The organism is Cellulosimicrobium sp. I38E (assembly GCF_001647255.1).
GTDB classification, from domain to species: Bacteria; Actinomycetota; Actinomycetes; order Actinomycetales; family Cellulomonadaceae; genus Cellulosimicrobium; species Cellulosimicrobium cellulans_E.
Map to the genome: position 1 here is coordinate 1 of NZ_LUAZ01000038.1, position 22,508 is coordinate 22,508.

Genomic DNA, 22,508 nt, shown 5'->3' on the forward strand with positions numbered 1-22,508 from the left:
CCCCAGGTCCCCGCCCCGCACGACGTCGCCCCGCCCGGGCCGACGGCCGACGCCGGCTACCGCGACGTGCCCGCCGCCGAGGGTGGGAACGCCGGGCGGGGGTGGTGGGACGCGAACGCCGTCGAGTACCTCGACGAGCACGGGGCGTTCCTCGGCGCCGCCGACTTCTGCTGGTGCCCCGAGGGGCTGCGGGAGCGCGACGCCCGGCTGCTCGGCGACGTGGCGGGACTCCGCGTGCTCGAGGTCGGCGCAGGCGCGGCCCAGTGCTCGCGCTGGCTCGCGACGCAGGGGGCGCACGTGGTCGCGACGGACGTCTCCCGGGGGATGCTCGCCGCGGGGACGGCGCTCGACCGGGCCACGGGGGTCCGGGTCCCGGCGGTCCAGGCGGACGCGCGCCGCCTGCCGTTCGCGGACGACGTCTTCGACGTCGCGTTCACGTCGTTCGGCGCGATCCCGTTCGTCCCCGACGCCGACGCGATCCACCGCGAGGTCGCGCGCGTCCTGCGGCCCGGTGGCACGTGGACGTTCTCCGTCACGCACCCCACCCGCTGGGCCTTTCCCGACGACCCGAGCGAGCACGGGCTGACCGCGAACCGCTCCTACTTCGACCGCCGGCCCTACGTCGAGACCGACCACGCCGGCCGCGTCGTCTACGCGGAGTACCACCGCACCCTGGGCGACCACGTGCGCGAGGTGGTCGCCGCCGGGCTGGAGCTGCTCGACGTCGTCGAGCCCGAGTGGCCGGCCGACAACACCGAGGTGTGGGGCGGCTGGGGGCCGGTGCGCGGCGCCTATCTGCCCGGGACCGCGATCTTCCGCACGCGCCTCCCGGGCTGACGTGCCCGGGTCAGTGACCCGCCTCGTGCCACGTGGCGCCGACGCCGACCGAGACGTCGAGCGGCACGTCGAGGTCCGCCGCCGCGCCCATCTGCGTGCGCAGCACCTCCTCGACCACGTCGCGCTCGCCCGGTGCGACCTCGACCACGAGCTCGTCGTGCACCTGGAGGAGCAGCCGCGAGCGCAGCCCGCGCTCGTCGATCGCGCGCTGCACGTTGAGCATCGCGACCTTGATGATGTCGGCCGCGCTGCCCTGGATCGGCGCGTTGAGGGCCATGCGCTCCGCCATCTGGCGTCGCTGACGGTTGTCGCTCGTGAGGTCGGGCAGGTACCGACGGCGCCCGAGGATGGTCGCCGTGTAGCCCGTGGCGCGTGCCTCGTCGACGACGCCCGTGAGGTAGTCGCGCACGCCGCCGAAGCGCTCGAAGTAGTCGTCCATGAGCTTCTGCGCCTCGCCCACCTCGATGGTGAGCTGCTGCGACAGTCCGAACGCCGACAGCCCGTACGCCAGGCCGTAGGACATCGCCTTGATCTTCGAGCGCATCGCGGGCGTCACCGCGGCCGCCGGGACCTCGAACACGCGCGACCCGACGTAGGAGTGCAGGTCCTCGCCGGACCGGAACGCCTCGATGAGGCCCTCGTCGCCCGACAGGTGCGCCATGATGCGCATCTCGATCTGGCTGTAGTCGGCGGTCATGAGCGTCTCGTAGCCCTCGCCGACGACGAACGCGCGCCGGATGCGGCGGCCCGCCTCCGTGCGGATCGGGATGTTCTGGAGGTTCGGGTCGGTCGAGCTGAGGCGTCCGGTCGCCGCGATGGTCTGCTGGAACGTCGTGTGGATCCGTCCGTCGTCCGCGACGGACTTGAGCAGGCCCTCCACCGTCTGGCGCAGGCGCGAGGCGTCGCGGTGCGCGAGAAGGTGCTCGAGGAACGGGTGCTGGGTCTTCACGAAGAGGTCCGCGAGCGCCGACGCGTCGGTCGTGTAGCCCGTCTTGATCTTCTTCGTCTTGGGCATGCCGAGCTGGTCGAACAGGACCTCCTGGAGCTGCTTGGGCGAGCCCAGGTTCACCTCGCGCCCGATCACCGCGTACGCCTCGGCCGCGGCCGTCGCGACGAGGTCGCCGAAGTGCTGCTCGAGCTCGCGCAGGTACTCGACGTGCGCCGCGATGCCGCGCTGCTCCATGCGCGCGAGCACCTGGGAGAGCGGCAGCTCGAGCTCGGAGAGGAGCGTCGTGGCTCCGCGGTCCTCGAGCTCGCCCGCGAGGACCTCGCCGAGCTGCGCGACGGCGAGCGCGCGCACCGCGTCGCGCTCCTGCTCGCCGCTGCCGTCGAGCGAGAGGTCGAGCGCACCCTGCGCGTCGTTGCCCGCCTCGGTGTCGGGGCGCAGCTCGCGGTGCAGGTGCCGCACGACGAGGTCGCCGAGGTCGTAGCCGCGCTGGTCGGGGTGGCACAGGTAGGCGGCGAGCTCGGTGTCGAACGTGACGCCCGCGAGGTCGTAGCCGCGCGCCGCGAGCTCGTGCCAGGCGGACTTCGCGCCGTGCACGACCTTGGGGCGCTCCGGGTCCGCGAGCCACGCGGCCAGCGCCTCGTCGTCGGCACCCGCCACGTCGGCGAGCTCGAGCGCGACGGCCGCCCCGGCGTCGTCGGACACCGCGAGGCCCCACGCGTCCCCGCCGCCCGGCACGGCCTTGCCGGCCACCTCGACGCCCAGCGGGCGCGCGCCGCGCTCGGCGAGCCACGCGCCCAGGCCGCCCGGCAGGACGTCGGCGAGCGTGACGTCGAACCCCGCCTCGGCCTCGACCTCGCCCTCGGGGGCGATCGCGAACAACCGGTCGCGCAGGGCCCGGAACTCCAGGGCGTCGAGCACGCGGTGGGCGGCCTCGCGGTCCCACGGGCGCGTCGCGAGGTCGTCGGGGCCGACGGGCAGCTCGAGGTCGCGCAGGAGCGCGTTGAGCTGTCGGTTGAGGCGGACCTGGTCGAGGTGCGCGCGCAGGTTCTCCCCCGCCTTGCCCTTGATCTCGTCCGCGTGGTCGAGCAGGCCGTCGAGGTCGCCGTAGGCCGTGATCCACTTCGCGGCGGTCTTGGGGCCGACGCCGGGGATGCCCGGCAGGTTGTCCGACGTCTCGCCCACGAGCGCGGCGAGGTCCGGGTAGCGCTCGGGCGGCACGCCGTACTTCTCGACGACCGCGGCGCTGTCCATGCGCGCGAGCTCCGAGACGCCCTTCTTGGGGTAGAGCACCGTGACGTCGGGCCCGACGAGCTGGAACGAGTCGCGGTCGCCCGAGCAGACGAGGACCTCCATCCCGGCCGCCGCGCCCTGCGTGGCGAGCGTCGCGAAGATGTCGTCCGCCTCGTAGCCCTCGCGCTCGAGCGTCGGGATGTGCAGCGTCTCGAGGATCTCCTTGATGAGCGGGACCTGGCCGCGGAACGGCTCGGGCGAGGACTCGCGCGTCCCCTTGTAGCTCGGGAGGATCTCCGTGCGGAACGACTGGCGACCCGCGTCGAACGCGACGGCGACGTGCGTCGGCTCCTCGTCGCGCAGGAGGTTGATGAGCATCGACGTGAACCCGTACACCGCGTTCGTGTGCTGCCCCGTGGTCGTCGAGAAGTTCTCCGCCGGGAGCGCGAAGAACGCGCGGTAGGCCATGGAGTGTCCGTCGATGAGCAGGAGGCGAGGTCGCGCGGAGGTCGTCACGGGTGCCAACCTACAGTCCATGACCGACACGCACGGCCCCGACCGGGCCACCGACCCCACCGCGCCCACGCCCCCCGCGACCGAGGCCGCCGAGGCCCCGCGCCACGCCTACGAGGCCATGGGCCTGCGCACCGAGGGCACGCTCATCGAGCGCATGGGCATCGAGCTGGGGGAAGTGAGCGCCGAGCGCGTCACGGCGCGCATGCCGGTGGCGGGCAACACGCAGCCCGCCGGGCTGCTGCACGGTGGCGCGTCGGTGGTGCTCGCCGAGACGCTCGGGTCGATCGCCGCCCAGCTCCACGGCGGGCCCGGGCGCGCCGCGGTGGGGATCGAGGTCAACGCGACGCACCACCGAGGGGTGCGCGACGGCTGGGTCCACGGGGAGGCCGTCGCCGTGCATCGGGGACGCACGACGGCGAGCTACGAGATCGTGGTGTCCGACGACGCGGGGCGTCGCGTGTGCACGGCACGCCTCACGTGCATGATCCTCAGCCTGGACTGACCAGGACGCGTCGTAGCCCGGCGGCCCGCACGGGCCGCCGGTGGGCGGCCGTCGCTCAGCCGGGCAGGGTCTCGCGGGCCTCGACCGGTGTCACCACGCCGCTGCGGCTGCGGTACTCCGCCTGGAACTCGCGCAGGTCGACGGGGCCGGACATCGTCTCGGTCCGAGCCCGGCGGCGACGAGCGATGAGGTCCTCGAGGGACCGGGTGCCCCGCCGGGTGGGCGTGAGGTCGGCCGCGAGGCGGCGCTGGAGCACCGCCGTCGACACGACGCGGTGACCCGCGACCGGGCCGAAGCCGAGCCGAGCCAGGAAGCGCTGGACGCCGCGAGAGCCGGGGATCGGCACCGAGTAGACGTGCGTCGCGCCCGAGGTGGCGGCGAGGTCGGCGGTGGCGCTGAGCAGCGCGTGGCCCACGCCGCGGCGGCGCGCGTCCTCGCCGACGTAGACGGCCTCGACGTACAGGCTGGGCTCGTCGGCGAACAGGTGCGGGTCGAGCACGCGCGCCAGCACGAAACCGACGGGGCGGCCGTCGTGCAGGGCGACGAGGACGTTGCCGCCGGGCAGCGTCAGCAGCACCGACAGGTGCCGGACCAGCCGGTCCTCGTCGGGCGCGCAGATCTGGGCGCCCGACGCCGACTCGCGTCGGGCCTCCGAGCACAGCACAGCGATCCCCGGCAGGTCGTCACCGACCGCGGGCCTGACCTCCACTGCTGGGCGCACCGCGCTCCTCCTCGTTCGCACCGTGGGACCGACGGCACCGAGGGACGTGGGGCGCGAGATGGTTCCACGTCGCTCGGACGGCGCCGTCGGCCGTCGACTGAGCACTACGTGGCGACCGCGTGTCCACCGCCCCGGGAACTGCTGGACGCCAGTCCAAGACGATAGCCCGCCCGGGGCGCCGTGACAAAGGTCCTGCTCAGGACACCCGCCACGGCCGCTGCTCGGTCGCCGACCTGGGCTCAGGCGCCGCCGACCTGCTCGATGACGGCGTCCGCGACCTCGCGCATGGTGAGGCGGCGGTCCATCGACGTCTTCTGGATCCAGCGGAACGACTCCGGCTCCGACAGGCCCATCTTGGTCATGAGCAGACCCTTGGCGCGGTCCACGCGCTTGCGCGTCTCGAAGCGCTCCGCCAGGTCCGCGACCTCGGACTCGAGCGCCGTGATCTGGGAGTAGCGCGAGATCGCGATCTCGACCGCGGGCAGCAGGTCCGCCGGCGTGAACGGCTTGACGACGTAGGCCATGGCCCCCGCGTCGCGCGCCCGCTCGACGAGCTCCGCCTGCGAGAACGCCGTCAGCAGGACGACGGGCGCGGCGTGCGCCTTGCCGATCTGCTCCGCGGCGGAGATGCCGTCGAGCTCGGGCATCTTCACGTCCATGACGACGACGTCGGGCTTGAGCTCGAGCGCCAGCTTCACCGCCGTGGCGCCGTCGCCGGCCTCGCCGACGACGTCGAACCCGGCGTCGCGCAGCGTCTCGACCACGTCGAGACGGATCAGGGCCTCGTCCTCGGCGACGACCGCGCGGCGCGCGGGACGGCCCGACGGGGCGGGGGTCGCGGCGGGCTCGGGCTCGATCATCGGGGGCAGGTCGAGCGGCTGCTTGTCCTCGGGCTGCGCTGTCTGGTCACTCACGGGGTTCACTGTAGTGCGCCGTACCCCCTGCCGCCCCCGCGTTTCGCCCTCGGAGGAGTGTGATTCTCGTGAAGGCGGGCACGTGTGGTTCGATGGTGCACGCGCTGCGGACCCGGTGACCGGCCCCGCCGCGCACCGCCCCGGTAGCCCAACCGGCAGAGGCGTTCGGCTCAAACCCGATCCAGTGTGGGTTCGAATCCCACCCGGGGCACCCTCTACCTCCTGACCTCGTCCCGGCGTCGTGACGCGCAGGAAACCGCAGGAAACACTCGCGACACACCCCGCTCGTACCGTCCGGAGCAGGGCGCGTCGCCGTGCGTCCGGGTGGGAGGTGGGCGTGCTCGAGCACGTGGACCCGTTCGTGGGCACGGGTGTGACCGATCTCCCGGCGCCGACCGGCCTCGCCGCGACGTGGTGGTCTCCCAAGCCGCTCGTCGGGAACACCCACCCGGGGGCCACCCACCCGCTCGGGATGGTCTCGGCGTGCGCCTACTCGGGCGCCTACCCGACGGGGTACGGCCGGTACGACCTCGGCACCGAGGGCGTGCCGACCACCCTGTTCGACCGCCCGGTCGCGTCGGGCGTCACGCACTTCCAGCAGTCCGGCACGGGAGCGATCCGCAAGTACTACAACTACATGCGCGTCACGCCCATGCTCGAGCCGCTCGACGCGCTCGGCCGGCACTGGGACCTGCTCGACGAGGAGGCCTCCCCCGGGTACTACGCCGCCACGCTCGGCAACGGGGTCCGGTGCGAGGTCACGGTCGGGCCCAAGAGCGCCGTCCACCGCTACACGTTCCCCGCGCACCCCGACGCACGCCTCGTCGTCGACCTCTCGCTCGGCGGCCTGGCGATCCCGTACGGCGCGACCGTCCCGCTCCGCGCCCACCTCGCGACGCTTGGGCCGGGGACGGCCGCGGGCGAGATCGTCGTCGAGGGCGCGCCGCTCGCCGTCCACCTCGAGTGCGACGCGCACCCGTGGCGGCAGATGCTCTGGTACGACCGCCGCCTCATGCCGGGCAGCACCCGCCTGGACTTCGCGGACATCCGGCCGACGACCCTGCGCCCCTTCGGCCTCCTCTGGGCGGGACCGACGACGTCCGGTCAGGTCGTCGAGATCCGGCTCGGCTTCTCGCTGCGCGGGCCCGAGCAGGCGCGCGCGAACCTCCGCGCGGACTGCGGCCGCGGCCCCGCGGCGTTCGCCGCCCGGCACGAGGGCACCACGAGGACCTGGGCGCAGCACCTCGACCGGATCGAGGTCGAGTGCCCGGACCCGGCACGCCGCACCGTCTTCTCGACGGCCCTGTACCACGCGCTGATCAAGCCCTGCCTCGCCCCGGACGAGAGCCCGTTCTGGCCCGGCGACACGCCGTTCGCCTTCGACGTGTCGACGATGTGGGACGTCTACCGGACACAGCTCCCGCTCCTCACGACCTTCTGGCCGGAGCGCGCCGTCGAGCTCGCGACCGCGCTCCTGCACGTCTGCGAGGAGGAGGGGAACTTCCCGATCGGGTACCGGATGGCGCGCGGGGCCGACCGCTTCTCGCGCCAGGCGAGCGCGCTCGCGCACACGTTCCTCGCCGACCTGTGCGCCCTCGACGAGCCGGGCATCGACTGGGACTGGGCGCTCGTGCACCTGCACGCCGACCTGCGCCGGACCTACGGCGAGGACTACCTCCTGCACGGTGTCGCGCACCCGATCAGCCACACGCTCGACCTCGCGTTCGGCTACTGGTGCACCGCGCTCGTCGCGCGCCGCGTCGGCGACCACGCGCTCGCCGACGAGCTCACGCGGCACGCCCGCGGGTGGGTGAACGCCTTCGATCCCGCCACCGGGCTGCTGCACGACTCGACCTTCTACGAGGGCGGCCGGTGGAACTACTCCTTCCGCCTCGTGCACGACATGGCGGCGCGGATCGCGCTCGCGGGCGGCGACGACGCGTTCGTCGCGCTCCTCGACCGGTTCTTCGGCGTCGGCGCACCGGCCGTGACGCAGCCGGGCGAGCGGCCGTCCGTGGCCGAGATGACCGCCGGGTACGCGCTGAACCGTTTCGAAGGGCTGAACAACGAGCCCGACATGGAGGCGCCGTGGGCCTACCACTACGCCGGGCGTCCCGACCGGACCGCCGAGGTCGTGCACGCGGCGGTCCACCAGCGCTTCGGCACCGGGCCGGGCGGCCTGCCCGGCAACGACGACTCGGGCGCGCTGAGCTCATGGTACGTCTGGGCGTCGCTCGGCCTGTTCCCGGTCGCCGGGCAAGGGATCTTCCTCGTCAGCGTGCCGTCGTTCGTCGAGTCCCGCCTCCGCGTCCCCGGCGGGACGCTCACGATCGAGACCACCGGCTTCGTCGAGCCCGGCCCGCGCACGCCGCCGCAGCACGTGCGCGCCGCGTGGCTCGACGGCCGTCCGCTCGACCGGACCTGGCTCCCCGCGACGCGCGTGCGCCGCGGCGGGCGCCTCGTCCTCGAGCTCGGGAAGCACCCCACGGACTGGGGCACCGCACCCGAGCACCGGCCTCCGTCGTACCCCGACGGGAGCCCCGCACGCCACCCGACCGACCAGACCTCGGAGACGTCATGACCATCACGCCGCGCCAGACGCCCACCCGCCGCCTCGTCGTCGTCGTCCGCGCCGACCCCGTGATCTGCGGCCACTCGGGCGAGGCCCGCAACCTCGCCGAGGCCGCGCTGCACCGTGGGTTCACGGACGTGCGGATCGTGACCTGGCCGGTCGAGCGCCTCGAGGCCGCCGGGCTCCCGCTCAAGCCGCTCGACTCCGTCCTGCCCTACAGCGCGGGCATCACGGTCGAGCGGCCGGGTCCCGTCGGCGACTACAAGGTGCCCGACGGCCGATACCTCGCCGGGCTCACCGGCCGCCTCGTCGAGCTCTTCACCGACGGCGTGCCCACGGTCTGCCTCTCGTTGTACCTCAGCCCGCACACGACCGCGGTGACCGACGCCGTGCGCGTGGCACGCAGCACGGGCCTGCCCGTCGAGGTCGCCACGATCGCCGAGGCGGTCGGCTCCGACGTGACGAACGTCGTCCGCTCGTGCGTCGAGGACGGCCGCTTCGGAGCCGCCGCGCACGTCCTGTCCGGGTACCTGGCCAGCGACCTGTGCGTCGCCGTCTCCCGGTACACGCGCGACCTCGTGGTGGCGTGCGCCCAGGAGATCGACGACCGGCACGGGACCTTCTTCGCGGAGCAGTGCGCCGAGCGCGTGCAGGTCTCGTACCCGGCGATCGACACCAGCGCGTACACCGGTCTCGATCCGGCGGTCACGCGCGACGTGCTCGCCGGACGCGGTCTGGACGACCGCCCGTACGTGCTCTTCCTGTCCCGTCTCGCCGCCGCGAAGGGCGTCGACGACCTGATCGACGGGTTCGCGCTGTCCACCCGCGCCGCGGGCGCCCGCCTCGTCGTCGCGGGCCGCGGCCCGGCGGAGGCCGACCTGCGTGCGCGCGCCGCCGCGAGCGGCGCGGCCGACCGGATCGTGTTCCTCGACGACGTCGACGACGCCACCAAGCCGCACCTCATGGCCGGCAGCGCCGCGTTCGTCCTCCCGAGCAAGCCACGCCCGGAGTTCGTCGAGACGTTCGGCATCGCGCTCGCCGAGGCGATGCTCTCCGGCGGGGGGCCGGTGATCACCACGGACACCGGTGGCATCGGCGAGGCCGTCGGCCCGCACGCGACGATCGTCCCGACGCACTCCCCCGTCGCCGTCGCGCACGCCCTCGACGAGGCGCTCTCCCTCGACGCCCCGGCGCGACGGGCGCGCGCCGACGCGGCCCGGACGTACGCGTCGCAGTTCGACCGGGCCGCCGTCCTCGACGCGATGCTCGCCCGACTCGTGGCGTCGCCCACCGCGCCCCGGTGGGTCACGGAGCAGCGGCCGGTGCGCGCGTGAGGTCCGGCGTCGGGCGGGACGGCGCCGGACCGTACCGCGCGACCAACGTCCGGAACGCCTCCGCGGCGACCGTGCGCGCACCGGCGCGGTCGCCGTCGTGCAGCACGGCGTCGGACGCGAGGGCCAGCTCGTCGGCCACGAGCCGAGCGAGCGGCCCCGGAACGGCGCCCGCACCCATCTCGCGCGACACGGCCTTGAGCGCGACGAGGTCCGACGCGGCACGCACCACGCTCGCCGAGGCCTCGCCCTCGGCGAGCAGGGTCGCCAGGTCCATCGGGGGGACCGCCTCGGGGCGAACCCGGAGCCAGCGCAGCGTCGCCGCCGGGCGCACGGCGTAGAACACCTTCTTGAGCGGCACCTCGGGGTCCGACCACCAGCGCTCCCGCTGCCCCCGTGCGACGTGCAGGTAGTGGCGCCGCAGCGCGTCACGGTCGACGACGTGCTCCGCGAGCGCGAGCAGCTCCGCCCGGAACGCGTCGTCGGCGCGGTACACGATCGGCGAGCGCACCCACTCCAGCAGCGTCGCGTTGCCCCGCACGAGGAGCCGCACCGCCTTGAGCAGGTCCCAGCCGTTCACGTCGAGCACGGCGTCGAGCGGCGTCTCGACGACGTCGCGCCGGGGCCACGGGTCCAGGTAGTCCGCCACCGGCCGCACGTAGACGAACCGGCAGTCATAGTCCGAGTCCGGCGACGGGAACCCCCACGCACGGCTCCCGCTCTCCACCGCGTGCGGTATGGCGACCTGCTCGTCGCGCACGACGGCGTCCAGCCGCGCGTCGACCCGACGCACGACCGCAGGGTCCAGGGAGTCCGGCACGGCACGCATCCCGCGAGGGTAGGAGCACCGGAGCGTCCGTGTCGTGGTCTTTCCACCGATGGTCGCTCGCGCGCGGGGTGGTCGCGGTGCTCGACGGCGAGACGCCGGACGGCGGCGCCCCTGCGAGAGGGGCGCCGCCGTCCGGCGTCGTGCGCGGTCTACGCCCTCACGGGCGCGACGGGGTCAGGCGCGCGTGTCGGAGTGGTCGCCGATCTTGTGAACCAGGATCGAGTTCGTCGTGCCCGGCTGGCCCACGGGGGCCCCGGAGACGACGACCACGAGGTCGCCGACCTCGGCGAGGCCGTTGGCCTGGAGGGTCGTGTCGACCTGACCGACCATCGCGTCGGTGTTCTCCACCTCGGGCACCTGGTACGTCTGGGTGCCCCACGTGAGCGACAGGACGTTGCGCACGTGCTCGCGCGGCGTGAACGCGAGGAGCGGGATGGACGAGCGCAGGCGCGACATGCGGCGCGCGGAGTCGCCCGACTGCGTGAACGTCGCGAGGTACTTCGCGCCGAGGATCTCGCCGATCTCGGCGGCGGCGCGCGTGATGGCGCCACCGCGCGTGTGCGGGGTCGAGCCGAGCGGCGCGATGCGCTCGCGGCCGGCCTCCTCCGTCGCCTCGATGATGCGGGCCATGGTCTGCACCGTGAGGATCGGGTACTCGCCCACGCTGGTCTCGCCCGAGAGCATGACCGCGTCGGCCCCGTCGAGGACGGCGTTGGCGCAGTCGGACGCCTCGGCGCGCGTCGGGCGCGGCGAGTTCGTCATGGACTCGAGCACCTGCGTCGCGACGATGACGGGCTTGGCGTTGCGGCGCGCGAGCTCGACGATGCGCTTCTGGACGAGCGGGACCTGCTCGAGCGGGAGCTCGACCGCGAGGTCGCCGCGGGCCACCATGACGCCGTCGAACGCGTCGACGATCTCGGCGAGGTTGTCGACGGCCTGCGGCTTCTCGATCTTGGCGACGACGGGGACCGTACGGCCCTCCTCGTCCATGATCCGCTTGACGTCCTCGAAGTCCTTCGCGGACCGCACGAACGACAGCGCGATGATGTCGGCACCGAGCTTGAGCGCCCAGCGCAGGTCGTCCTGGTCCTTCTCGGACAGCGCCGGCACGGAGACCGCGACGCCCGGGAGGTTCAGGCCCTTGTTGTTCGACACCGGGCCGGCGACCTCGACGCGCGTCACGACGCGCGGGCCCTCGACGGCGGTGACGCGGACGAGCACCTTGCCGTCGTCGATGAGGATCGGGTCGCCGACGCGCGCGTCGCCGGGCAGGCCCTTGTGCGTCGTGGAGACGAGCTCCTTGGTGCCGACGACGTCCTCGGTCGTGATCGTGAAGGTGTCACCCTCCTCGAGCCAGTGCTTCTCGTCGCCGCCGAAGCGGCCCAGACGGATCTTCGGCCCCTGGAGGTCGACGAGCACCGCCACGGACCGGCCCGACTCGGCGGCGGCCTCGCGCACGCCGTGGTAGACGGCCGCGTGCTCCTCGGCGCTGCCGTGGCTGCGGTTGATCCGCGCCACGTCCATCCCCGCGTCGACGAGCGCGCGGAGCTGCTCCTTCGACTCGGTCGCGGGTCCGATGGTGCAGACGATCTTTGCTCTGCGCATATCTCCAGCCTCTAGTCTTCCGACCGGCCGGGAGCCGGTCGTCGCGGGGTGCCCCTCCCTAGGATGCCCCGCTCATCGTCCCGGCGCCGGACACCCGACGTCGGGGTGCACGTCAAGCGCGCAAGGACACGGTGTTCGCGCGCACGGGCGCGGGCAGCTCGGTCCCTCCCTGAAGGTAGGCGTCGACGGAAGCCGCCGCCGCCCGACCCTCGGCGATCGCCCACACGATCAGCGACTGCCCACGACCCGCGTCGCCGGCCACGAAGACCCCCGGCAGCGACGACGCGAAGTCGTCGCCGCGCGCCACGAGGCCGCGGCTCGTGAGGTCCGTGCCGGCCTGGGTCGTGAGGGTCGCCGTCTCCGGCCCGGTGAAGCCCATCGCGACGAGCACGAGGTCCGCGGGGATCTCGCGCTCGGTGCCCGCCTTGGGCACGCGACGGCCGTCGGGCAGGTACTCGGTCTCCGCGACGCGCAGCGCGCGCACGGCTCCGTCCTCGTCGCCCAGGAACTCGACGGTCGACGCGAGGAACTCGCGCTCGCCGCCCTCCTCGTGGGACGAGGACACCTCGAAGAGGATGGGGTCCGTCGGCCACGGCTGGGTCGCCGACCGCTCGAGCGGCGGCTGCTTGCCGATCGCGAGCGTCGTCACGCTCGCCGCGCCCTGGCGCAGCGAGGTGCCGAGGCAGTCCGACCCGGTGTCGCCGCCACCGATCACGATGACGTGCTTGCCCGTGGCCGTGATCTGGTCGGCGACCTCGCGGCCGGCCACGACGGCGTTCGCCTGGTGCAGGAAGTCCATGGCGAAGTGGATGCCGTCGAGCTCGCGGCCGGGGATCGACAGGTCGCGCGGGACGGTCGCGCCCGTGGCGACCACGACGGCGTCGTACCGCGCGCGCAGGTCGTCCCAGGTGATGTCCACGCCGATCTCGACGCCCGGGCGGAAGCGCGTGCCCTCGGCCTCCATCTGCGCCACGCGGCGGTCGATGTGGAGCTTCTCGAGCTTGAAGTCGGGGATGCCGTAGCGCAGCAGCCCGCCGATCGCGTCGTCCCGCTCGTACACGGCGACCGTGTGGCCGGCGCGCGTGAGCTGCTGCGCGGCCGCGAGGCCGGCAGGGCCCGAGCCCACGACGGCGACGGTCGAGCCCGTGAGGCGCTGCGGCACCTGCGGCGTGACGTAGCCGCGCGCGAACGCCTCGTCGATGATCGAGACCTCGACGTTCTTGATCGTGACGGCCGGCTGGTTGATGCCGAGCACGCAGCTCGACTCGCACGGCGCCGGGCACACGCGACCGGTGAACTCCGGGAAGTTGTTCGTCTCGTGCAGGCGGTCGATCGCGTCGGCCCACTGGTCGCGGTAGACGAGGTCGTTCCACTCCGGGATGAGGTTGCCGAGCGGGCACCCCTGGTGGCAGAAGGGGATGCCGCAGTCCATGCAGCGTCCCGCCTGCTCCTTGAGGAAGACCTGGCCCTCCTCGAGGTGCGCGTGCACGTCCTTCCAGTCCCGCAGGCGCACGGCCACCGGGCGGTTGGGCGGGAGCTCACGCTCCCGCACCTTCAGGAATCCGCGGGGGTCAGCCACGGGCCACCTCCAAGATCTGGTCCCACACGCCCGGAGCCGCGGGGTCGAGCCCGGCCGACTCGGCCTTCTCGAGCGCCGAGCGCATGCGGGCGAAGTCGGTCGGCAGCACGCGCGTGAAGCGCTGGACGGCCGCGGGGAAGTCCTCGAGGAGCTCGGCCGCGAGCGGCGACCCGGTCTCCTCGTGGTGACGACGCACGAGCTGCTCGACGAGCGCCACCTCGGCGTCCTCGAGCGGGCTCAGGCCGAGCTCCCCCGTCGCGAGCGCGCTCGTGTTCACGGCGCCCTCCCGCAGGTCGAGCACGTACGCGGTGCCGCCCGACATGCCGGCGCCGAAGTTGCGCCCGGTCGGGCCGAGCACGAGCACCGTGCCGCCCGTCATGTACTCGCAGCCGTGGTCGCCCACGCCCTCGACGACGAGCGTCGCACCCGAGTTGCGGACGCCGAAGCGCTCCCCGACACGACCGCGCAGGAAGATCTCGCCCGACGTCGCGCCGTAGCCGATGACGTTGCCCGCCACGACGTTGCTCGACCCGGTGAGGACCGCGTTGCGGTCCGGGCGCACGACGATCCGTCCGCCCGACAGGCCCTTGCCGACGTAGTCGTTCGCGTCGCCGAACAGGCGCAGCGTGACGCCGCGCGGGAGGAACGCGCCCAGCGACTGGCCGGCGGACCCGGTGAGGGTCACGTCGATCGTGTCGTCGGGCAGGCCCTCGCCGCGGAACCGCTTGGTCACCTCGTGCCCGAGCATCGTGCCCACGGTGCGGTTGACGTTGCGCACCGGCAGGGAGATGCGGACCGGCTCGCGCCGCTCCAGCGCGTCCTCCGCGAGGGCGACGAGCTGGTTGTCGAGCGCCTTCTCGAGGCCGTGGTCCTGCGTCGTGGTGTTGCGCAGCGACGCGCCTTCGACCGGCACGGGCCGCTCGAGCACGGGCCCGAGGTCGAGGCCCTGGGCCTTCCAGTGGTCGACCGCCTTGCGCGTGTCGAGGAGCTCGACGCGGCCGATGGCCTCCTCGACGGTCCGGAAGCCGAGCCGCGCCAGGTACTCGCGGACCTCCTCGGCGATGAACTCGAAGAAGTTCACGACGAACTCCGGCTTGCCCGTGAACCGGGCACGCAGCTCGGGGTTCTGCGTCGCGACACCGACCGGGCACGTGTCCAGGTGGCACACGCGCATCATGACGCAGCCCGAGACGACCATGGGGGCGGTCGCGAAGCCGAACTCCTCGGCGCCGAGCAGCGCGGCCACGACGACGTCGCGGCCGGTCTTCATCTGGCCGTCGACCTGGACGACGATGCGGTCGCGCAGGTTGTTGAGCACGAGGGTCTGCTGGGTCTCGGCGAGGCCGATCTCCCAGGGCGTGCCCGCGTGCTTGAGCGACGTCAGCGGGCTCGCGCCCGTGCCGCCGTCGTGACCCGAGATGAGGACGACGTCCGCGTGCGCCTTGGACACGCCCGTCGCGACCGTCCCGACGCCGAACTCGGAGACGAGCTTGACGTGGATGCGCGCCGCCGGGTTCGCGTTCTTCGCGTCGTGGATGAGCTGCGCGAGGTCCTCGATCGAGTAGATGTCGTGGTGCGGCGGCGGCGAGATGAGCCCGACGCCCGGCGTCGAGTGCCGGGTCTTGGCCACCCACGGGTACACCTTGTGGCCCGGGAGCTGACCGCCCTCGCCGGGCTTGGCGCCCTGGGCGAGCTTGATCTGGATGTCGTCCGCGTTCGTCAGGTACTCGCTCGTGACGCCGAAGCGCCCCGACGCGATCTGCTTGACCTTGGAGCGGCGCTCCGGGTCGTACAGGCGCTCCGGGTCCTCGCCGCCCTCGCCCGTGTTCGACCGGCCGCCGAGGCGGTTCATCGCGATCGCAAGGGTCTCGTGCGCCTCCGCGGAGATCGACCCGTAGGACATGGCGCCCGTGTTGAAGCGCTTGACGATCTCGCTCACGGGCTCGACCTCGTCGAGCGGGACCGCGGGGCGCTCGCCCTCGCGCAGCGCGAGGAGGCCGCGCAGGGTCATGAGCCGCGAGGACTGCTCGTCGACGCGGTGCGTGTACTGGCGGAAGATGTCGAACCGGCGCTCGCGCGTGGCGTGCTGGAGGCGGAAGACCGTCTCCGGGTCGAACAGGTGCTCCTCGCTGTCCCGGCGCCACTGGTACTCGCCGCCCGTCGTGAGGCGCACGTGCGGGCGGTGGTTGCCGGACTTGGGGTACGCGTCGACGTGCCGCGCCGCGACCTCGGCCGCGACGACGTCGAGCCCGATGCCGCTGAGGCGCGACGTCGTGCCCGTGAAGAACGCCTGCACGAGGTCGTGGGACAGGCCCACCGCCTCGAAGACCTGGGCGCCGCGGTAGGAGGAGATGGTCGAGATGCCCATCTTGCTCATGACCTTGAGGACGCCCTTGCCGAGCCCCTTGATGAGGTTCGCGACGGCCTTCGCCGGGTCGACCGTGAGGTAGCCGCGGCGCGCGAGGTCCTCGACCGTCTCCATGGCGAGGTACGGGTTGACCGCGGCGGCGCCGTAGCCGATGAGCAGCGCGACGTGGTGCACCTCGCGCACGTCGCCGGCCTCGACGACGAGCGACACCTGGGTGCGCGTGTGCCGGCGCAGCAGGTGGTGGTGCACCGCGCTCGACAGGAGCAGAGACGGGATCGGGGCGTGCTCGGCGTCCGAGTCGCGGTCCGACAGCACGATGAAGCTCGCGCCCGCGGCGACGTGCTCGTCGACCTCGGCGAAGATCTCCTCGAGGCGGGCGAGCAGGGACTCGCCACCGCCCGCGACGCGGTACAGGCCCTTGATCGTCACCGCGCGGAAGATGCCGGCGAGCTTCGGGTCCTTGTCGACGCGGATGATCTTCGCGAGCTGGTCGTTGTCGAGCACGGGGAACGGCAGCATGAGCTTGCGCGCGTGCTCGGGCGTGTCGACGAGGAGGTTCGGCTCCGGGCCGATCGCGCCGCCGATGGACGTGACGAGCTCCTCGCGGATCGCGTCGAGCGGCGGGTTCGTCACCTGCGCGAACATCTGCGTGAAGTAGTCGAAGAGCAGGCGCGGTCGCTTCGCGAGGACGGCGATGGGCGTGTCCGTGCCCATCGCGCCCAGCGGCTCCGCCCCCGTGTTGGCCATCGGGGTGAGGATGACCTTGAGCTCCTCCTGCGTGTAGCCGAACGCGCGCTGGCGGCGCTCGACGGACGCGGGGCTGTGCGCGACGTGCTCGCGCTCGGGGAGCTGGTCGAGGTAGACCGCGTTCTCCGCGACCCACTGCGCGTACGGGCGCTGCGCGGCGAGCTGGGACTTGATCTCCTCGTCCTCGATGATCCGGCCCTGGCCGGTGTCGACGAGGAACATGCGCCCCGGCTCGAGGCGGCCCTTGCGGACGATCGTCGCCGGGTCGAGGTCGAGCACGCCCGCCTCGCTCGCGAGCACGACGAGGCCGTCCTCGGTCACCCAGTAGCGTCCCGGGCGCAGGCCGTTGCGGTCCAGGACCGCGCCGATCAGCGTCCCGTCGGTGAAGTTCAGGCACGCCGGCCCGTCCCACGGCTCCATGAGCGTCGAGTGGTACTCGTAGAACGCGCGCAGGTCCGGGTCCATGTCGGCGTGGTTCTCCCACGCCTCCGGGATCATCATGAGCACGGCGTGCGGCAGCGAGCGGCCCGACAGGTGCAGGAGCTCGAGCACCTCGTCGAAGCTCGCCGAGTCGCTCGACCCCTCCGAGCACACCGGCAGGAGCGGCGCGAGGTCGCCGACGGCGTCGCTCGCGAGGGTGCCCTCGCGCGCCGCCATCCAGTTGCGGTTGCCGCGCACCGTGTTGATCTCGCCGTTGTGCGCGATCATCCGGAACGGCTGCGCGAGCGGCCACGACGGGAACGTGTTCGTCGAGAACCGCGAGTGCACGAGCGCGATCTCGCTCGCGTACCGCGGGTCGGACAGGTCCGGGAAGAACGGCTCGAGCTGCGCCGTCGTGAGCATGCCCTTGTACGTGAGGGTGCGCGCCGAGAGCGAGGCGAAGAACAGGCCGAGCTCGTTCTCCGCGCGCTTGCGCAGGCGGTAGGTGCGGCGGTCGAGCTCGACGCCGGACAGCTCGCGCGCGGGGTCCGCGACGACGACCTGGCGGAACAGCGGCATGGACGCGCGGGCGCTCGGTCCGACGAGGTCGGCGGTCACGGGCACGTCGCGCCACGCGAGGACCTCGAGCTTCTCCTCGGCCGCGATCGCCTCGACACCGCGGGCCGCCTCCGCGGCCGCGCCGGCGTCCTGCGGGAGGAAGGCCATGCCGATGGCGTAGTGCCCGGCGGGCGGGAGCTCCGCGTCGACCACGTCGCGCACGAACGCGTCGGGGATCTGCGTGAGGATCCCGGCGCCGTCGCCGCTGTTCTCCTCGGCGCCGACGGCGCCGCGGTGGTCGAGGTTGAGCAGGGCCGTCAGGCCCGCGTCAACGATGTCGCGTCCGGGCGTGCCGCGGAGCGTCGCCACGAAGGCGACGCCGCACGCGTCGTGCTCGGCGGCGGGGTCGTACAGACCGGATGCCGTGGGAGGGGCGGACAGGGCAGGTGCCCGGTGCGCGTCCCGATACTGCGGCGTGGTCATCAACACCGTCCTCACAGGCGCCCGACCGAGACGGCCGGGCTGGTTCCAGCTGGGGGATTCGGGACGTCGTCGGCCCTATGGACATGACAGAACCCACCGGGCGGTCGCCCGGCGGATTCGCCTATGAATGACGGATGCTCAGCGACCGGGGTCTGGTCGCGCGGCATCTGCCTGCTCGGACTCCTCCGAGTCGTCGGAGTCCTCGGTCGTCGAGGTGTCCTCGTCGTCGGTCGACTCCTCGACCGGCTCCTCGGACCCCGTGGTGGACGCCTCGTCCGGAGCGTCGAGGGACACCGTCTCCTCGCGCCCGGGGTGGCGACGCCCGACAACGATAAACGCAATCAACGCACCGACGCCGACCAGGATCGAGGTCCAGACGTTCAGCCGGAGGCCGAGGACGAGCTCGGCCTCGTCGATGCGCAGCATCTCGATCCACACCCGACCGAGCGTGTAGACGAAGACGTAGAGCCAGAATACCCGACCATGACCCAGCCGGAACCGACGGTCCAGGTAGATCAGGAGCAGGGCAGCACCGATGTTCCAGACCATCTCGTAGAGGAACGTCGGGTGGAACAAGGTGCCCGGCGGATAGCCCGCCGAGGCGGCCACGGAGTCGTCGACGCGAAGCCCCCAGGGCAGGGTCGTGGGCGCGCCGAAGAGCTCCTGGTTGAACCAGTTGCCGAGGCGGCCGACGGCCTGCGCGAGCAGCAGCCCGGGCGCGAGGGCGTCGGCGAACGCGGGGAAGCTCACGCGCTGGCGGCGGCACCCGATGTACGCGCCGACCGCGCCGAGCGCGACCGCGCCCCAGATGCCGAGGCCGCCCTCCCACACGTAGAGCGCGCGGACGGGGTCGCCGTTCGGGCCCCAGTACGGGTCCGGCGTCGAGAACACGTGGTACAGACGTCCGCCGACGATCCCGAACGGGACCGCCCAGAAGGCGATCTCCAGGACGTCGTCCGCCTCTCCCCCGCGCTCCACCCAGCGGCGCCGGGTGAGCCACAGAGCCACGGCGATGCCCGCGAGGATCGCGAGCGCATAAGCCCGGATCGGGAACGGCCCGACGTACCACGTGTGCTGCGGGGGGCTCGGGATCGCGGCGGGCAGGGCGCCCGCGGCCTCCACGAGCTGCCCGACGGCGAGCGCGGCGCTCATGCGACCACCTCGCCGGACGTCGTCGTGGCGGCCGGGACGTCGTCACCGGCCCCTTCCCGACCCGAGCGCACGCCCGCGGCGAGACCCGCCGCGACGGTCTTGAGGGCGGCGATCCGCTCGTCCCACGGCGCGTCGGCCAGCAGGGGGCGGACGAACGCGGAGCCGACGATGACGCCGTCGGCGTACCGCCCGACCTCGGCGGCCTGGTCGCCCGTCGACACGCCGAGCCCGACGCACACGAGGTCGGCCCCGGCCGCGCGCGTGTCGGCGACGAGGCGTGCCGCCTGCGGTCCGACGGCCGCCCGCACTCCCGTGACGCCCATCGTGGAGGCGGCGTAGACGAACCCGCGCGACGCGCGCGCGGTGAGCCGCAGCCGCTCCGCGGTCGAGCTCGGCGCGACGAGGAACACGCGGTCCAGGCCGTGCGCCTCCGAGGCGTCCAACCAGGCGCGACCCTCGTCGGGGATGAGGTCCGGCGTGATGAGGCCGGCGCCCCCGGCGGCGGCGAGGTCGCGCGCGAACGCGTCGACGCCGTAGCGCAGGACCGGGTTCCAGTAGGTCATGACGAGCACGGGCACCCGCCCGCCCGTGCGCTCCGTGACGGCCGCCACGACGCGGAACACGTCCGCGACGCGCACGCCGGCGTCGAGCGCGGTCTGGGCGGCGGCCTGGATGACCGGGCCGTCCATCACCGGGTCGGTGTACGGGACGCCGAGCTCGAGCACGTCCACGCCCGACTCGACGAGCGCGAGCGCCGCCTCGATGGAACGGTCCACGGTCGGGAACCCGACCGGCAGATAGCCCACGAGCCCGGCACGACCCTCCGCGCGGAGCTCGAGCAGCCGACGCGCCGTGACCGAGGTCGTCCCCGCGGTCGGCGCCCCGGGGGCGTCCTTGGTCTGCGCCGCGCTCACAGCTGTCCCTCCGTGCCCGTCGCCGTCTCGGCGATCGCGTCGTCGTCCACCAGGTCGAACCACCGGGCGGCGGTCGCGACGTCCTTGTCCCCGCGCCCCGAGAGGTTCACCAGGATCACGTGGTCCGTACGGCCGGCCTCGGCGGCCCGGCGACCTACCCGCAGCGCGCCCGCGAGCGCGTGCGCCGACTCGATCGCGGGGATGATGCCCTCCGTGCGGCACAGCAGCCGGAACGCGTCCATCGCCTCGGTGTCGGTCACGGGCTCGTAGGTCGCGCGACCGAGGTCGTGCAGCCACGAGTGCGCCGGGCCGACGCTCGGGTAGTCCAGCCCCGCCGAGACGGAGTGGCTGGGCAGGGTCTGGCCGTCGTCGTCCTGGAGCAGGTACGAGCGGGCACCGTGCAGGACGCCCGGGGCGCCGCCGCTGAAGCGGGCCGCGTGCCGGCCGGTCTCGACGCCCTCGCCCCCGGCCTCGAACCCGTAGAGCTCGACGGCGTCGTCGTCGAGGAACGCGTTGAACAGGCCGAGCGCGTTGGACCCGCCGCCGACGCACGCCGCGAGCGCGTCCGGCAGGCGACCGATGCGGTCGAGGATCTGCGTGCGCGCCTCCTCGCCGATGACGCGGTGGAACTCGCGCACCATCTCGGGGAACGGGTGCGGGCCCGTCACCGTGCCCAGGAGGTAATGGGTCGTGTCGACGTTCGCGACCCAGTCGCGCAGCGCCTCGTTGATCGCGTCCTTGAGCGTGCGCTGCCCGATCGTCACGGGGACGACCTCCGCGCCGAGCAGGCGCATGCGGGCCACGTTGAGCGCCTGACGCTGCGTGTCCTCCTCGCCCATGTACACGACGCACTCGAGGTCGAGCAGGGCCGCGGCCGTCGCCGTCGCGACGCCGTGCTGGCCCGCCCCGGTCTCGGCGATCACGCGCGTCTTGCCCATGCGCTTGACCAGCAGCGCCTGGCCGAGCACGTTGTTGATCTTGTGCGAGCCGGTGTGGTTGAGGTCCTCGCGCTTGAGGAAGACGCGCGAGCCGCCCGCGTGCTGCGCGAAGCGCGGCACCTCCGTGAGCGGGCTCGGACGCCCGGTGTACTCGCGCTGGAGCCGCGCGAGCTCGTTCACGAACGCCGGGTCGTCGAGCGCCTTGCGGTACTCGGTCTCCAGCTCGTCCAGCGCGGCGATGAGCGCCTCGGGGACGAAGCGTCCGCCGAACTCGCCGAAGTAGGGACCCTCCTGGGTCGCGAGGGAGCGCGTCAGGTCGGCGCGCACGGAGTGCTCGGCGCTCCGGGAGGTGGTCGAAGGTGTCGAGTCGGGCACGGGGCCGGTCCTCCTGCGTGGTGGGGTGTGCTGGGCCGGGGCGCGGCGCCTGCGGCGTGACGGACGGTGCCGTCGTGCCTCAGGGCCGCACGGACCACAGCGACGGGTGCGACCCGGCCGCGACGAGGTCCGCGACGGACGAGCGCGGGGCGTCGTCGGTCACGAGCGCCTCGCCGACGAGCACCGCGTGCGCACCGGAACGGGCGTAGTCCATGACGTCGTGCGGCCCGCGCACACCGGACTCGGCGACGCGGACGACCTCGTCCGGGATGGCGGGGGCGAGGCGCGCGAACGTCGTGCGGTCCACGTCGAGGGTCTTGAGGTCGCGCGAGTTCACGCCCACGACGCGCGCACCGGCGTCGAGCGCCCGTGAGACCTCGTCCAGCGTGTGTACCTCGACGAGGGCGGTCATGCCGAGCGAGTGGACGCGCTCGACGAGCGACGTGAGGACCGTCTGCTCGAGCGCGGCGACGATGAGGAGGACGATGTCGGCGCCGTGCGCCCGCGCCTCCCACACCTGGTACGGCGTCACGACGAAGTCCTTGCGGAGCACGGGGACGTCGACCCGGGCGCGCACCGCGTCGAGGTCGGCGAGGCTCCCGTTGAAGCGGCGCTGCTCGGTGAGCACGGAGATCGCGGCCGCGCCGCCCTTCTCGTACTCCCCCGCGAGCTCGGCCGGGTCGGAGATCGCCGCGAGCGCACCCTTGCTGGGGCTCGAGCGCTTCACCTCGGCGATGACCGCGACGGCGTCGTCCGCCTTGAGGCGGCTCACGACCTCGAGCGCCCCGGGGACACGGGCGGCACGTTCCTTCAGCTCGTCGAGCGAGGTCGCCGCCTGACGCACCGCGAGGTCCTCGCGCACGCCCGCGACGATGTCGTCCAGAACCGTCATCGTCCCACCACTCCCCGTGTCGTCCCGCCCCCCGGCCGGGCCGGTCGGCCGTCGTGCACCCACAGGTTCGGCCGAC

General features: G+C 73.3%; 15 protein-coding genes and 1 tRNA gene. 5 read left to right on the forward strand and 11 right to left on the reverse strand.

The genetic code is table 11. The annotated features are described in order from the left end of the window. Window positions 1-66 precede the first annotated feature (66 nt). Window positions 67-837, forward strand: coding sequence for a class I SAM-dependent methyltransferase (locus A0J59_RS12810; protein WP_064316373.1), 771 nt, complete (start codon window positions 67-69; stop codon window positions 835-837). A 10-nt stretch (window positions 838-847) separates the two neighbouring features. Here A0J59_RS12810 and polA read toward each other — a convergent pair whose 3' ends face one another. Next, entirely contained in the window at window positions 848-3,553 is a 2,706-nt protein-coding gene (gene polA, locus A0J59_RS12815; RefSeq protein WP_064316374.1) for a DNA polymerase I, read from the reverse strand. Between polA and A0J59_RS12820 the strand changes: the two genes are divergently transcribed. Beyond that, window positions 3,552-4,034, forward strand: coding sequence for a hotdog fold thioesterase (locus A0J59_RS12820; protein ID WP_369799774.1), 483 nt, complete (start codon window positions 3,552-3,554; stop codon window positions 4,032-4,034). The genes polA and A0J59_RS12820 overlap by 2 nt on opposite strands. A gap of 55 nt (window positions 4,035-4,089) precedes the next feature. On the opposite strand, the gene A0J59_RS12825 is transcribed toward A0J59_RS12820, so the two are convergent. Both A0J59_RS12825 and A0J59_RS12830 read right to left on the reverse strand, forming a co-directional pair. Continuing rightward, window positions 4,090-4,755: a GNAT family N-acetyltransferase gene (locus A0J59_RS12825; RefSeq protein ID WP_172820057.1), complete on the reverse strand. Its 666-nt coding sequence runs from the start codon at window positions 4,753-4,755 to the stop codon at window positions 4,090-4,092. A gap of 239 nt (window positions 4,756-4,994) precedes the next feature. Beyond that, window positions 4,995-5,615, reverse strand: a complete 621-nt coding sequence (locus A0J59_RS12830; protein WP_053370758.1) for an ANTAR domain-containing response regulator — start codon at window positions 5,613-5,615, stop codon at window positions 4,995-4,997. Between the two features lie 191 nt (window positions 5,616-5,806). Between A0J59_RS12830 and A0J59_RS12835 the strand changes: the two genes are divergently transcribed. From A0J59_RS12835 to A0J59_RS12845, 3 genes are all read left to right on the forward strand, one after another. After that, a tRNA-Leu gene (locus A0J59_RS12835) sits at window positions 5,807-5,880 on the forward strand. A gap of 126 nt (window positions 5,881-6,006) precedes the next feature. Next, window positions 6,007-8,250 (forward strand): glycoside hydrolase domain-containing protein, encoded by a 2,244-nt coding sequence (locus A0J59_RS12840; RefSeq protein WP_064316375.1) that lies wholly within the window; start codon window positions 6,007-6,009, stop codon window positions 8,248-8,250. Next, window positions 8,247-9,575, forward strand: a complete 1,329-nt coding sequence (locus A0J59_RS12845) for a glycosyltransferase (protein WP_064316362.1) — start codon at window positions 8,247-8,249, stop codon at window positions 9,573-9,575. The genes A0J59_RS12840 and A0J59_RS12845 overlap by 4 nt, the downstream gene beginning before the upstream one ends. Here A0J59_RS12845 and A0J59_RS12850 read toward each other — a convergent pair. The 8 genes from A0J59_RS12850 to trpC all read right to left on the reverse strand — a co-directional run bounded on the left by A0J59_RS12850 (window position 9,547) and on the right by trpC (window position 22,432). Further along, window positions 9,547-10,401, reverse strand: coding sequence for a nucleotidyltransferase domain-containing protein (locus A0J59_RS12850; protein WP_064316363.1), 855 nt, complete (start codon window positions 10,399-10,401; stop codon window positions 9,547-9,549). The genes A0J59_RS12845 and A0J59_RS12850 overlap by 29 nt on opposite strands. Window positions 10,402-10,575: 174 nt before the next feature. Next, complete coding sequence (pyk, locus tag A0J59_RS12855) at window positions 10,576-12,006, reverse strand: pyruvate kinase (protein ID WP_047232839.1); 1,431 nt, start codon at window positions 12,004-12,006, stop codon at window positions 10,576-10,578. A gap of 112 nt (window positions 12,007-12,118) precedes the next feature. Then, window positions 12,119-13,585, reverse strand: coding sequence for a glutamate synthase subunit beta (locus tag A0J59_RS12860; protein ID WP_047232840.1), 1,467 nt, complete (start codon window positions 13,583-13,585; stop codon window positions 12,119-12,121). Next, window positions 13,578-18,161, reverse strand: coding sequence for a glutamate synthase large subunit (gltB, locus tag A0J59_RS12865; RefSeq protein ID WP_053370754.1), 4,584 nt, complete (start codon window positions 18,159-18,161; stop codon window positions 13,578-13,580). Before gltB ends, A0J59_RS12860 begins: the two co-directional genes overlap by 8 nt. A 138-nt stretch (window positions 18,162-18,299) precedes the next feature. Continuing rightward, complete coding sequence (gene lgt / locus A0J59_RS12870; protein ID WP_064316364.1) at window positions 18,300-19,313, reverse strand: prolipoprotein diacylglyceryl transferase; 1,014 nt, start codon at window positions 19,311-19,313, stop codon at window positions 18,300-18,302. Next, on the reverse strand, window positions 19,310-20,227 hold the full coding sequence (trpA, locus tag A0J59_RS12875) for a tryptophan synthase subunit alpha (RefSeq protein ID WP_064316365.1): 918 nt from the start codon (window positions 20,225-20,227) through the stop codon (window positions 19,310-19,312). Before trpA ends, lgt begins: the two co-directional genes overlap by 4 nt. Then, window positions 20,224-21,492 carry a tryptophan synthase subunit beta gene (gene trpB / locus A0J59_RS12880; protein ID WP_064316366.1) on the reverse strand — a complete coding sequence of 423 codons (1,269 nt, stop codon included), beginning with the start codon at window positions 21,490-21,492 and terminating at the stop codon, window positions 20,224-20,226. Before trpB ends, trpA begins: the two co-directional genes overlap by 4 nt. A gap of 127 nt (window positions 21,493-21,619) precedes the next feature. Continuing rightward, window positions 21,620-22,432 carry an indole-3-glycerol phosphate synthase TrpC gene (trpC, locus tag A0J59_RS12885; protein ID WP_047232843.1) on the reverse strand — a complete coding sequence of 271 codons (813 nt, stop codon included), beginning with the start codon at window positions 22,430-22,432 and terminating at the stop codon, window positions 21,620-21,622. Window positions 22,433-22,508 lie beyond the last annotated feature (76 nt).

Excerpts from the sequence above, each read along its gene's own strand:
- A0J59_RS12820 (WP_369799774.1), top strand. The coding sequence starts at position 3,552 with ATGACCGACACGCACGGCCCCGACCGGGCCACCGACCCCACCGCGCCC.
- polA (WP_064316374.1), bottom strand. The coding sequence starts at position 3,553 with ATGGACTGTAGGTTGGCACCCGTGACGACCTCCGCGCGACCTCGCCTC.
- A0J59_RS12830 (WP_053370758.1), bottom strand. The coding sequence starts at position 5,615 with ATGATCGAGCCCGAGCCCGCCGCGACCCCCGCCCCGTCGGGCCGTCCC.
- A0J59_RS12845 (WP_064316362.1), top strand. The coding sequence starts at position 8,247 with ATGACCATCACGCCGCGCCAGACGCCCACCCGCCGCCTCGTCGTCGTC.
- A0J59_RS12850 (WP_064316363.1), bottom strand. The coding sequence starts at position 10,401 with ATGCGTGCCGTGCCGGACTCCCTGGACCCTGCGGTCGTGCGTCGGGTC.
- pyk (WP_047232839.1), bottom strand. The coding sequence starts at position 12,006 with ATGCGCAGAGCAAAGATCGTCTGCACCATCGGACCCGCGACCGAGTCG.
- gltB (WP_053370754.1), bottom strand. The coding sequence starts at position 18,161 with ATGACCACGCCGCAGTATCGGGACGCGCACCGGGCACCTGCCCTGTCC.
- lgt (WP_064316364.1), bottom strand. The coding sequence starts at position 19,313 with ATGAGCGCCGCGCTCGCCGTCGGGCAGCTCGTGGAGGCCGCGGGCGCC.
- trpC (WP_047232843.1), bottom strand. The coding sequence starts at position 22,432 with ATGACGGTTCTGGACGACATCGTCGCGGGCGTGCGCGAGGACCTCGCG.